Source organism: Pelomonas caseinilytica (assembly GCF_021353235.1).
Taxonomy (GTDB): domain Bacteria; phylum Pseudomonadota; class Gammaproteobacteria; order Burkholderiales; family Burkholderiaceae_C; genus Pelomonas; species Pelomonas caseinilytica.
Genome location: NZ_JAJTWT010000001.1, coordinates 64372 through 76822, shown reverse-complemented (window position 1 = coordinate 76822; position 12451 = coordinate 64372). Strand labels below are relative to the sequence as shown.

Genomic DNA, 12451 nt, shown 5'->3' with positions numbered 1-12451 from the left:
CCGTCAATCTTGCCCACTTCGCCCAGTCAAGTCGTTCGGATCGCACGCTCGCGCGGGTGGTGGCTGGTGGCCGTGCTGGCCGCCTTGCCCTGGCTGGCGCTGGCGGCCTACGACGCGGCCCGGGTGCTGGAGGTGGCGGCTGGCCGTGGCCCGCGCGTGGCCGAGCAGGCCCAGGCCCTGGTGCAGCAGATCGAGCGCAGCAGCGCCCTGGACGAGCCCCAGCGGCTGCGCGAGGTCAACGACTTCTTCAACCGGCGCCTGGCCTTCAAGGACGACAGCGTGACCTGGGGCGTGCCGGACTACTGGGCCACGCCCCTCGAAAGCCTGGAAAAGCGCGCCGGCGACTGCGAGGACTACGCCATCGCCAAGTACTTCAGCCTAGCGGCCTCGGGCGTGCCGACGGCGCGGCTGCGCATGGTCTACGTGCGGGCGCGCCTGGGCGGCCAGTCGCTGGCCCACATGGTGCTGGCCTACTATGCCCAGCCGGACGCCGAGCCGCTGATCCTGGACAACCTGCGCCCCGAGGTGCTGCCCGCCTCGCAGCGGCCCGACCTGACGCCGGTGTTCAGTTTCAATACCGAGGGGCTGTGGCAGGGCGTGGGGCCGGTGACGGCGGGCGACCCGCTGGCGCGGTTGTCGCTGTGGCGCGAGCTGGTGGCCAAGGCCAGGGCTGAAGGATTCTTGTGAGCCCCTCGTCCAAGGAGTACCTTGGCCGGTCCCCCGAGGGGACGGCGATGCTTCCCGGCTCGACCGGCAAGCACATCGCCGGAGCGGGCCGGCTTGGGAGCGGCCCGGCGCTCGGTCCGCGAGCTGTCATGGGTGTGGCATAGGGCAATTGATATGAGGAACCTGACATGTCGTTGATGCGGCAGATCGCCTGGCTGGTGCTGGGGGTGGTGCTGGCGGCGCTGGTGGGCGCGGTCGGCCTGTCCACGCTGTCGGCCCGCCAACTGATGCTCACCCAGCTGGAGCTCAAGAACGCCGACAACGCCCAGGCCCTGGCCCTGGCCTTGTCGCAGCAAAAGGGCGACGGCGAGTTGATCCGGCTGCTGGTGTCGGCCCAGTTCGACACCGGCGCCTACCAGTTCGTGCGCTGGCGCGGCGCTGGCGGCGAGACCCTGTTCGAGCGCGCCGAGGCGCCTCGGCCCGGCCAGGCGCCGGACTGGTTCCGCGCCCTCGTGCCCATCGAGGTGGCGCCGGGCGTGGCCCAGGTGTCCAACGGCTGGAATGCCATCGGCTCCGTCGAGTTGAAGAGCCATGCCAGCTACGCCCACGACGCGCTGTGGCTGGCCACGCGGCGGCTGATCGCCTGGCTGCTGGTCGTCGGCATCGGCGCGGCGGTGGTGGCGTGGGCGGGGCTGCGCCGCATCCGCCGCCCGCTGGATGCCGCCGTGTCCCAGGCCGAGGGCGTGCTGGCGGGGCGCTACGGCCAGGTCATCGAGCCGCGCGTGCCCGAGCTGCAGCGCCTGACCCGTGCGATGAACGCCATGGTGCAGCGGGTGAAGGAGCTGTTCGAGGCCCAGGCCGGCCAGCTGCTCGTGCTGCGCGAGCAGGTCCATCACGATTCCCTGACGGGGGTTTCCACGCGCCGCCATTTCCTGGCCGAGCTGGATGCCGCCCTGCAGCGCGATGACGGCCCGGTCATCGCCGGCCTCGTCCTGGTGCGGCTGCGCGATCTGGCCGGCCTGAATGCGCGCCTGGGGCGTGCGGCGGTCGACGACGTGTTGATGACCGTGGTCACGGCGCTTCAGGCCTACCCCGAGTCGGTCCCCGGCTGCCGGGTCGGCCGGCTCAACGGCGGGGACTTCGCGCTGTGGCTGCCCGCCGAGGGCGTGGCTGCCGAGACGGCCCATGCCCTGGCCGACGCCTTGCGCGCCAGCCTGCCGGCCTTCGGTCCGGGCGTGCAGGTGGCGCTGGGTGCCGTGGAGCTGCCGCGCGAACGGCCCGGCAATGTCTGGCTCGGCGAGGCCGATGCGGCCCTGGCCAGGGCCGAGCACCTCAGCGAGGCCCGCGGCGGCATCGCCGTCGAGGTCGTCGCGGACCCGGGCGTGGGCCGCGAGCAGGGCGAGGCGCTGTGGCGGGCCCAGCTGCAGCAGGCCGTGGCCGAGCGGCGCGGTCGCCTCGTCGAGTACCCGGTGCGGGACCGTGCCGGCCAGCTGCTTCACCTGGAGTGCCCGCTGCAGCTGCGGCTGGACGAGGAGTTCCTGCCGGCGGCCAGCTGGCTGCCCCTGGCGGCGCGGGCGCGCATGACGGCGCAGGTCGACCTGTTCGCCGTCGAGCTGGCGCTGAAGGCCATCGCCGCCGACGGCCAGGCGCGTTGCATCAACATCGCCCCGGTGTCGCTGGGCGACGCCGGCTTCCTGCCGCAGCTGCGCGAGCTGCTGGGCCATTCGCCACGAGAGGCGCAGGCGGTGCTGCTCGACTTGTCCGAGATCGCGGCGACCGAGCACTTCGAGCGCCTGCTGGAGCTCGGCCGCCAGCTGCGGCCCCTGGGCGTGAAGCTGGGGCTGGAGCATGCGGGGGCCGGCCTGGCCCATGTGGAGAGGCTCTATCAGGCGGGCCTGGACTACGTGAAGTTGGACGCCTCCGTCCTGCTCGGCGTGGCCAGCGACGCCGGCCGCGCGGCCTTCGTGCGCGGCATGGTCATCATGCTGCGCAGCCTGTCGCTCAAGGTCTACGGCGAAGGGGTGGTGGATGCCATGGATGCGCAGGCCTTGTGGGACTGCGAGCTGGATGGGTTGACGGGGCCGTGGGTGACGGCGAGTCAGAAGGGGTGAGGTTGCGTTTGGCGTGAGCCTTTCGACTCGGTGCTTTTGTGTTGGGTTGCTTTTGCGTCGAGCCTTTTCCACTCTCTGCACCGCCGCGGGAATCCGCCCCGCGAGGGCGGGTAACTTTCTTCTGTCGCGCCAGAAGAAAGTCACCAAAGAAGAGGCGCTATAAACCCAGCGCCTTGATGCGTTGAACGCCAAGAAACGCCCCGAGGCGACCCGCTTCGCTCTCGCTGCTGTCCCTATCCAGACCACCAAGCATCGGACCTTCATGCCGGTTAACGCCGGCTGCACGCCGGGCTCACCAATGAAGGCACCACACCCCACGACGCGCCGCCCGAGCGGCGCTTGGCTTGCTTGGTTTTCGACTCGTGAGCACGGCGTGCAGCCGCGCGTTAGGGAAGGTCTGCATAAACCCCGGGCAAGTCTGCTACCGGGAGGGCTGAGCGGCGGAGATGATGGAGGCCATGAAGCAGACGAGTCTGGGGCTGGGCCAATCGAGCAAACGCACGCGTCGGCGGATGTTCCTGGAAGAGATGGACGCCGTGGTGCCCTGGCCGGAGCTGGTGGCGCTGATCAGCCCGTTCATGCCCGAGGGCCGACGCGGCCGCCCACCATTCGCGGTGGAGGTGATGCTGCGGGTTCACTTCATGCAGCAGTGGTTCAACCTGAGCGACCCGGCGATGGAAGAGGCGCTGCACGACATGGCGTTGTTCCGCGACTTCGCAGGCCTGGGCGGCTGGGATGAGCGTGTGCCCGACGAGAGCACCATCCTGCGCTTCCGTCGCGTGCTGGAGAAGCACAAGCTGGCGCCGCAGATCCTGCAGACCATCAACGACTTGCTGCGCGGCAAGGGGCTGATGCTGCGAGCCGGCACGGTGGTGGATGCCACGCTGATCGCCGCGCCCAGTTCGACCAAGAACGCCAGTGGCGAGCGCGACCCCGAGATGAAGCAGAGCAAGAAGGGCAATCAATGGTTCTTCGGCATGAAGGCCCACATCGGCGTGGACGCCGAGTCGGGCCTGGTGCACACGGTGCGGGGCACGGCCGGCAGCGTCAATGACGTGACCGAGGCCAACGCGCTGCTGCATGGTGAAGAGACCGAGGCCTTTGGCGATGCGGGCTATCAGGGCGCAGGCAAACGCCCTGACGCCAAGCCCGAGGTGCGCTGGAACATCGCCATGCGCCCCGGCAAGCGCCGCGCGCTGGACAAGACGTGGGAGTCGAACCGGTTGATCGACGAGCTGGAGCGCTTGAAGGCCAGCATTCGGGCCAAGGTGGAGCACCCGTTCCGGGTGATCAAGCGCCAGTTCGGCCACGTCAAGGTTCGCTATCGCGGGCTGGACAAGAACACGGCGCAGCTGCACACGCTGTTCGCGCTGTCCAACCTGTGGATGGTGCGTCGGCAGCTGGGTGCGGTGCAGGCATGAGTACGCCTGCAAAGCACGACATGCGCCGTGACGGCGGCAAAGATGCCGCCAAACGAGGCAATACCCCACGCCGATAAGAGCATCGGCCTCAACACCACACCTCAGGTCGAGGTCAGTACGACGAATGGGCGTGCTTTGTGCAGACCTTCCTTAGGCGGCCATGCGGTGCGATGGATGGTGCTCGGCATAAGGACAGCAGCGAGAGCGAAGCGGGTCGCCTGTAGCCCAGTTCGAGTGGTCAGCGAACGAGCGGGCTCGCTTTAAAGCGCCTCTTCTTTGGTGACTTTCTTCTGGCGCCGACAGAAGAAAGTTACCCGCCCTCGCGGGGCGGATTCCCGCGGCGGTGCACCGAGTCGAAAGGCTCGACGCAAAAGCCCCCTACGACACAACGCACCGAGTCAAAACGCTCTGAGCAAAAGCAGCCCGCCCAAAACCCAATCTCAAATCTTCATCTCGCACCGCACCTGCCACTGCGTATAGCTCGGCCCCCCACTGCGCGAAGTGATGACCGCCTTGTCGGTCGTGATGACGCTGCCGGTGAAGTAGTCCAGCGGCGCCAGGTTGGCCGCCGACACCCGCACCCCCAGCGTCGGGCTGAACGTCCACAGCGCGAACGCGTCGGCGACGCGCTTCTTGTCCAGCTCGGTCAGTTGCAACTCCGTCTGTTGGATCTGGTAGGCGGGCGTGTAGTTGAGGTCGCCGCCCAGCGTCAGCGGCAGGCTGCGCAGCCGGTAGTCGAAACCCAGGTTGGCCGTGCCGCGAGGCTGCTGGTCCAGCGTGTTGTGAGGGCCGGGGATGCGGTCGACACGGGAATGGAACAGGCTCAGGTTGGAGCGCACGTTGACCGGCAGCGCGCCGGCCATGAACTGGTCGAGGCGGAACTTGGCTTCCAGCTCGACGCCATAGGTCGTCGCCCCGCCGATGTTGCGCGGGCGGGCAACCCAGCGCGGCACGCTGGCCCAGCTCACCGTCTCCAGCTCGGTCTCCACGCGGATCAGGTCCTGGATGCGGCGGTAGAAGGCATTGACGCTCAGGATGCCGCCCAGGCTCAGGTAGTTCTCGTAGGCCAGCTCCAGGCCGCGGGCCACTTCGGGCTTGAGGTCGGGGTTGCCCATGCGGTCCGGGTAGTTGATGAGGTTGGCGCCGCAGGGAGCGTTGTCAGGGCAGGCGTACTGGGAGTTGATGCTGGGCCGCGCGATCAGGTCCTGCAGGTTGGGACTGCGGTAGGAACGGGTCAGGCTGGCGCGGATCTGGTCGCGGCTGGCCTCGTTGAACTTCCAGACCGCATGCAGCAGCGGCGTCCAGACCGAGGAGCGGTTGCGCACGGGGTTGCCGGCGCTGCTGCCGGAGGTCTCGATGCTCTCGCCGCGCAGCCCGGCGTAGAAGCTCCAGCGCTTGCCCACGCTCCATTCGTCCTGGGCGTAGTAGGCATAACGGCGCGTCGAGGCGGACAGGTTGTCGCCGAAGTCCTGCAGGGCCGGCAGCGGCCGGCCGTTCTGCAGCGTCACGCGTGTCTGGTCGAGGTCCTGGCCCTCGGCTTCCAGGCCGCCGACCAGGCTGTGCTCGCTCGCCATCTGGTGGGACAGCTTGGCCGCCGCGCTCCAGGAGTCGTGGTGGCTGTCGGTCGTGTCGTCCTGGGTGCGGTAGACGGCGCCGTGCATGCTCTCCTCGCGCTCGCTGTGGCCGTGGGCGTTCATGCGGCCCAGGGCACCGCGCAGCTCGAGCCGCGTGCCCTCGCCGAGGCGGTGCTGCCACTGCCCGTGCAGCCGGCCCATGGCCGAGCGGTTGCGGCTGCCGGTGTCGGCGTGGTCGTAGTTCAGGCAGCGGATCTGGCTGGCGGGGTCGCTGCTGCAGGCGCTCTGCGTCTGGGCGAAGACGTTGTCGCCCGAGCTGCGGCTCACGACGATGAAGGGCTGCAACGAGAAGCTGTCGCCATCGGGCTCGCGCCATTGAAGGCGCGCATTCAGGTTCAGCGATTCGTTGGACGCGTTGTTGCGGCCGTGGTTGATGACGGTGCTGTCCTGGCCGGTGGCCAGCAGATGCGTGGTGCTGGTGCTGTTGAAGTCGTCGATGCGCGCGTTGCGCGTGGCGTTCAGCGTGATGTTGTAGGCCCCTGCTTGGCCGAGCTTGTCGTTGCGCGTCCAGCCGATGTTGGGCCGCAGCTTGCCGCGCTCCTCGGACAGCTGCAGCCGCAGGTCGTTGACGCGCTTTTGCAGGGCCTCACGCAGCACGATGTTGATGGTGCCGGCGATGGCGCGGGCCCCGTATTCGGCGGTGGGCGCGCGCAGCACCTCGATGCGCTCGACCTGGTCGGGCGGCAGCTGGTCGAGCGAGAAGCCGGGCGGCATGCGCTCGCCGTTGACGAGCACCTGGGTATAGCCGCCGCCCATGCCGCGCATGCGGATGTCGCCGCCGCGGCCGGGCCGGCCGCCCGTGGTCACGCCCGGCAGGCGCTTGATGACTTCGCCGATCGTGGAATCGCCGTAGCGGTCGATCTCCTCGCGGGTGATGACGATCTTGCTGGCGGTGGAGGCGCGGCGCATGGATTCGTCGCTGGCCCGGCCGTCGACCTCCACGCGGTGGAGCTGCTCCTTCCGCGCTCGGCCCGCGGGGTCGTCGGCCGGCCGGGCCGGGCGCGCAGGGGCGGAGGCGGCGGCATCTGGCGCCGCGGGTTGGGCCTGGGCGAAGGCGGCGGACGCGGACAAGCCGCCGCAGGCCACCAGCGCGGCGGCCGCAGGGACACGGAGGAGTTGCATGGCCGTCAGCTTGCCATGTGCGCTGCGCCCGCCTGTGGCTGGTCGGTCAACGCAAATCTTCTTTACCCGGGCGGGGCCAATCAATCACCGGCGTGACGATTTCGCGGGTCACGCGCAGGAACGCTAAAGCGCGAGTTGCACGGACAGGTAGCCGCCCGTCTGGCGCCTGGGCTGCACGCCCGGGGCGATGCGCCCCAGGTCCACCCAGGCGGCCGTCAGCGAGACATGCTTGTTGGGCGCCCAGGCGACGAAGACGTCCTTCCAGTCGTCTTCCTTCAGCGCGCCGTGGCCGAGGACGGAGTCGGCGAGGTTGTCGGGCTTGGCGCGGTATTCGAGGCCGACGGCCAGGTCCCTGCGCAGCAGCCGGGCCAGCGACAGCTCGGGCTCGAGCCTGCGTCCGCCGCCCTGGGCGCCGCCGAAACCCAGCAGGCCGTTCTGGTTGGCGCGGGTGACCCGCAGCGTCAGGTTGGCGAGCAGGCCCTGGGCCAGCCACAGCTTGGTGGCGCTGATGTAGGCGTCGTGGCCCGACGCGCGGGCGCCGAGCGGGCCGAAGAGGGTGGGACCGAGCGCGCCAGCATGGGTCTTCTTGTGCTGCAGGCCGATGGCGACCTGGGGCATGAACCGGTCGCTGTCGAGGATGGCCTCGCCCGCGACGCGGAGCTTGAGGCCGACGATGTCTTGGCGCAGGTGCAGGCCGGCCAGGCCGAGGGGCGCCAGGTTGGCGCCGGTGTCGAGGTCCTGGCGGGCGAGGCTGAGCTCCAGGCGGTCCCAGGCCGAGACGGCCAGGCCCTGGTCCGTCAGCCCGTAGTCGCCGGTCCGCACCCGCGTGGCGAAGGCCGTGACGCCGACTTCGCCGGTCGTCGCGTAGCTGCCGGTCAGGGCCCAGGGCGTCAGGCCGCCTCCGGCTGCGCCGTCGATGCTGGAGACGCCGCCGGTCAGCAGCAGCTTGCCGTCGCCGGCCCGGGCGGCGCCCATGGCCGCCACGCCCAGCAGGGCGGCGGTGGCGAACAGCAGGGCAGGGCGCGGCATGCAGGGCGTCTCCGGCGAGTGGATCGGCGCACTCTACGCACAAACCTTTCAACTACCTGCCATGCAGCCGGCCGCTAGACTGCCCGCTTCGTCTCCCCGTGAACTCCTGCCTGCCATGACCGCCATCACCGAAGCCCAGCTTCAACCCCTGCTGCAAGCCGTCGTCGACCCCGGCAGCGGCCGAACGCTGGGCGAGGCCAGGGCGATCAATTCGGTCAAGGTCGAGGGCGCCGACGTGGCCATCGACGTCGAGCTGGGCTATCCGGCCGCCAGCCTGCATCCGGCCCTGCGGGCGGCCCTGGTGGCCGCGGCCCGCGGCGTGCCCGGCGTGGGCAACGTCAGCGTCGCCATCGCCACCCGGGTCGTCGCCCATGCCGTGCAGCGCGGCGTGCAGCTGCTGCCCGGCGTGAAGAACATCATCGCCGTCGCTTCCGGCAAGGGCGGCGTGGGCAAGAGCACCACGGCCGCCAACCTCGCCCTGGCCCTGGCTGCCGAAGGGGCGCGCGTCGGCGTGCTCGACGCCGACGTCTACGGTCCCAGCCAGCCGCTGATGCTGGGCGCCAGCGGCCGGCCGGAGACCCTGGACGGCCAGACCATGGAGCCCCACGTCGCCCACGGCCTGCAGGTCAACTCCATCGGCTTCCTGGTGGACGACGACCAGGCCATGATCTGGCGCGGCCCCATGGCCACCCAGGCGCTGGAGCAACTGCTGCGCCAGACCCGCTGGCAGGAGCTGGACTACCTCATCGTCGACATGCCCCCGGGCACCGGCGACATCCAGCTGACGCTGTCGCAGCGCGTGCCCGTGACCGGGGCCGTCATCGTGACGACGCCGCAGGACATCGCCCTCATCGATGCCAAGAAGGGCCTGAAGATGTTCGAGAAGGTGGGCGTGCCCATCCTCGGCATCGTCGAGAACATGGCCGTGCACATCTGCTCCAACTGCGGCCACGTCGAGCACATCTTCGGCGCCGAGGGCGGCCAGAAGATGGCGGCCCAGTACGGCACCGAGCTGCTGGCCTCGCTGCCCCTGGCCATGAGCATCCGCGCCCAGGCCGACTCCGGCACGCCCACCGTGGCGGCCGAGCCCGACGGCGAGGTGGCTGCGCTCTACAAGGCGCTGGCCCGCAAGGTGGCCGCCAAGATCGCCGCGCAAGGCAAGGACTATTCGTCCAAGTTCCCCAGTATCTCCATCTCCAAGTCCACCTGACGCCGCGTCTGCCTGACGCGGAACTGACGGTTCCACATGTCCGAGCGGTTTGGTCCCCCGGATTGCCCTCAATGGACAAGGCGGCGTCTTTGTGAAGAAATCGCGGGGCGGCGGCCATCGAGGGTCGCAGGCTTCTTTTCTTCCACGAGCGGGCGAGGGTCCGCAGGAGACAGCCGAATGGACATGAACCGGAGGCAATTCTTCCGGGTGAGCGGTGCGGGGCTGGCGGCGTCCAGCCTGGTGGCCCTAGGGTTCTCGCCGACGGCGGCCCTGGCGGAGGCGCGCAACTTCAAGCTCTCCCGGGCGACCGAGACCCGCAACACCTGCCCCTATTGCTCGGTGGGCTGCGGCATCATCATGTACAGCCTGGGCGACAAGGCCAAGAACGTCGCCTCCAGCATCATCCACATCGAGGGCGACCCCGACCACCCGGTCAACCGCGGCACCCTCTGCCCCAAGGGCGCCGGCCTGCTGGACTTCGTCCACAGCCCCAACCGCCTGAAGTACCCCGAGATCCGCGAGCCCGGCGCCAAGGAGTGGAAGCGCGTCAGCTGGGACGAGGCGCTGAACCGCGTCGTCAAGCTCATGAAGGCCGACCGCGACGCCAACTTCCAAGCCACCAACGCCGACGGCAAGACCGTCAACCGCTGGCTCACCACCGGCATGCTCTGCGCGAGCGCATCCTCCAACGAAGCGGGCTACATCACCCACAAGGCGATGCGCTCGATGGGGCTGCTGGCATTCGACAACCAGGCACGTGTCTGACACGGCCCGACGGTGGCCAGTCTGGCCCCGACGTTCGGCCGCGGCGCGATGACCAACCACTGGGTGGACATCAAGAACGCAGACCTTGTCCTGATCATGGGCGGCAATGCCGCCGAGGCCCACCCCTGCGGGTTCAAGTGGGTCATCGAAGCCAAGCAGCACAACAAGGCCAAGCTGCTCGTCGTCGACCCGCGCTTCACGCGCTCGGCGGCCATGAGCGACTACTACGCGCCCATCCGCGCGGGGTCGGACATCGCCTTCCTGGGCGGCGTCATCAACTACCTGCTGACGCACAACAAGATCCAGACCGAGTACGTCAAGAACTACACCAACGCCAGCTTCATCGTCGGCGAGGACTACAAGTTCCAGGACGGCATCTTCAGCGGCTACGACGAAGCCAAGCGCCGCTACGACAACAAGAGCTGGGGCTACGAGCTCGACGACAAGGGCTTCGCCAAGGTCGACCCGACGCTGGAACACCCGCGCTGCGTGCTCAACGTGATGAAGGCGCACTACTCGCGCTACACGCCCGAGCAGGTCAGCAAGATCACCGGCACGCCGCAGGACAAGTTCCTGAAGGTGTGCGAAATGATCGCGGAGACCTCGCGGCCGGACAAGGTGATGACCATCATGTACGCCCTGGGCTGGACGCAGCACAGCTACGGCTCGCAGATGATCCGCACCGGCGCCATCATGCAGCTGCTGCTGGGCAACATCGGCCTTCCGGGTGGCGGCATGAACGCGCTGCGCGGCCACTCCAACATCCAGGGCCTGACCGACCTGGGCCTGCTGTCCACGTCGCTGACGGGTTATATGAGCCTGGCCCGCGACGGCGAGCAGGACCTCGACACCTACTACAAGACCCGCGCCCTCAAGCCCCTGCGGCCGGGGCAGATGAGCTTCTGGCAGAACTACCCCAAGTTCTTCGTGAGCCAGCAGAAGGCCTGGTGGGGCAAGGCCGCGACGGCCGAGAACGAGTGGGCCTTCCACTACCTGCCCAAGTGGGACAAGGGCTACGACGTCCTGCAGACCTTCGAGCTGATGAACCAGGGCAAGCTCAACGGCTACATCTGCCAGGGCTTCAACCCGGTGGGCAGCTTCCCGAACAAGAAGAAGGTCGTCGACGGGCTGTCCAAACTGAAGTTCCTCGTCGTCATCGACCCGCTCAACACCGAGACTGCCGAGTTCTGGAAGAACCACGGCGAGCACCATGACGTGAAGAGCGAGGAGATCCAGACGACGGTCATCCGCTTCCCGAGCACCTGCTTCGCCGAGGAGGACGGCTCGCTCACCAACTCCGGCCGCTGGCTGCAGTGGCACTGGAAGGGCGCCGAGCCCCCGGGCGAGGCCAAGGGCGACCCGGAGATCATCGCCCAGCTGTTCACCCGCATGCGGGCCGCCTACGCCAAGGAAGGCGGCGCCTTCCCCGATCCCATCCTCAACCTCACCTGGCCCTACCTGCAGCCCACCAACCCCTCGGCCGAGGAGCTGGCCAAGGAGTACAACGGCAAGGCCCTGGCCGACGTCACCGACCCCAAGGACCCGACCAAGGTGCTGGTCAAGGCCGGCGAGCAGCTCGCCGGCTTCGGCCAGTTGCGCGACGACGGCTCCACGTCCTGCGGCTGCTGGATCTACTCCGGCGCCTGGACCCAGGCCGGCAACCAGATGGCCCGCCGCGACAACGCCGACCCCTACGGCATCGGCCAGACGCTGAACTGGGCCTGGGCCTGGCCGGCGAACCGGCGCGTGCTCTACAACGCGGCCTCCTGCGACCCCACTGGCAAGCCCTGGAACGCCAAGCGCCGGCTGGTGGCCTGGAACGGCGAGAAGTGGGGCGGCTCCGACGTGCCCGACATCCGGCCCGATGCCAACCCGACGGACGCCGATGCCGTGCGGCCCTTCATCATGACCTCGGAAGGCGTGGCCCGCCTCTTCGCGCCGAGCGGCATGGTGGACGGCCCGCTGCCCGAGCACTACGAGCCCTTCGAGTCGCCGCTGCCGGCCAACCCCATGCACCCGAACAACGCCAAGGCCAAGTCCAACCCGGCCGCGCGCGTCTTCAAGAGCGACATGGAGGCCTTCGGCAAGCCCAAGGACTTCCCCTACGTGGCCACCAGCTACCGGCTGACCGAGCACTTCCACTACTGGACCAAGAACGTGCGCACCTCGGCCATCGTGCAGCCGCAGCAGTTCGTCGAGATCGGCGAGGAGCTGGCCAAGGAGAAGGGCGTGGCCAACGGCGACTGGGTCAAGGTGACGAGCAACCGCGGCTTCATCAAGGCCGTGGCCGTCGTCACCAAGCGCATCGCCTCGCTGGACGTCGACGGCAAGCGCGTGCACACCGTGGGCCTGCCCAACCACTGGGGCTTCGTCGGTGTGGCCAAGCCCGGCTACCTGGTCAATACGCTGACCCCCTTCGTGGGCGACGCGAACACCCAGACGCCGGAGTTCAAGGCCTTCACAGTGAACCTGGAAAAAGCCTGAGGAGGGACG

7 protein-coding genes are annotated in these 12451 nt (G+C 68.9%); 5 read left to right on the top strand and 2 right to left on the bottom strand.

Features of this window, described 5'->3' with window-relative positions:
• Nucleotides 1–9: 9 nt before the first annotated feature.
• The 3 genes from LXT12_RS00360 to LXT12_RS00350 all read left to right on the top strand — a co-directional run bounded on the left by LXT12_RS00360 (nucleotide 10) and on the right by LXT12_RS00350 (nucleotide 4198).
• The gene (locus LXT12_RS00360; RefSeq protein WP_233388354.1) at nucleotides 10–687 is read left to right on the top strand and encodes a transglutaminase-like cysteine peptidase; all 678 of its coding nucleotides are present in this window, start codon (nucleotides 10–12) and stop codon (nucleotides 685–687) included.
• 167 nt (nucleotides 688–854) lie between these two features.
• The gene (locus LXT12_RS00355; protein ID WP_233388352.1) at nucleotides 855–2777 is read left to right on the top strand and encodes a bifunctional diguanylate cyclase/phosphodiesterase; all 1923 of its coding nucleotides are present in this window, start codon (nucleotides 855–857) and stop codon (nucleotides 2775–2777) included.
• 458 nt (nucleotides 2778–3235) lie between these two features.
• Nucleotides 3236–4198: an IS5 family transposase gene (locus tag LXT12_RS00350; protein WP_233388351.1), complete on the top strand. Its 963-nt coding sequence runs from the start codon at nucleotides 3236–3238 to the stop codon at nucleotides 4196–4198.
• Between the two features lie 440 nt (nucleotides 4199–4638).
• Here LXT12_RS00350 and LXT12_RS00345 read toward each other — a convergent pair whose 3' ends face one another.
• Both LXT12_RS00345 and LXT12_RS00340 read right to left on the bottom strand, forming a co-directional pair.
• On the bottom strand, nucleotides 4639–6954 hold the full coding sequence (locus LXT12_RS00345; RefSeq protein WP_233388349.1) for a TonB-dependent receptor plug domain-containing protein: 2316 nt from the start codon (nucleotides 6952–6954) through the stop codon (nucleotides 4639–4641).
• 123 nt (nucleotides 6955–7077) lie between these two features.
• On the bottom strand, nucleotides 7078–7983 hold the full coding sequence (locus LXT12_RS00340; RefSeq protein WP_419964753.1) for a DUF3034 family protein: 906 nt from the start codon (nucleotides 7981–7983) through the stop codon (nucleotides 7078–7080).
• Nucleotides 7984–8098: 115 nt separating this feature from the next.
• Here LXT12_RS00340 and apbC point away from each other — a divergent pair, with 115 nt between their 5' ends.
• Nucleotides 8099–9193 (top strand): iron-sulfur cluster carrier protein ApbC, encoded by a 1095-nt coding sequence (apbC, locus tag LXT12_RS00335; protein ID WP_233388347.1) that lies wholly within the window; start codon nucleotides 8099–8101, stop codon nucleotides 9191–9193.
• A 177-nt stretch (nucleotides 9194–9370) separates the two neighbouring features.
• The gene (gene fdnG, locus LXT12_RS00330; RefSeq protein ID WP_233388345.1) at nucleotides 9371–12442 is read left to right on the top strand and encodes a formate dehydrogenase-N subunit alpha; all 3072 of its coding nucleotides are present in this window, start codon (nucleotides 9371–9373) and stop codon (nucleotides 12440–12442) included.
• The last annotated feature ends 9 nt before the right edge of the window (nucleotides 12443–12451 follow it).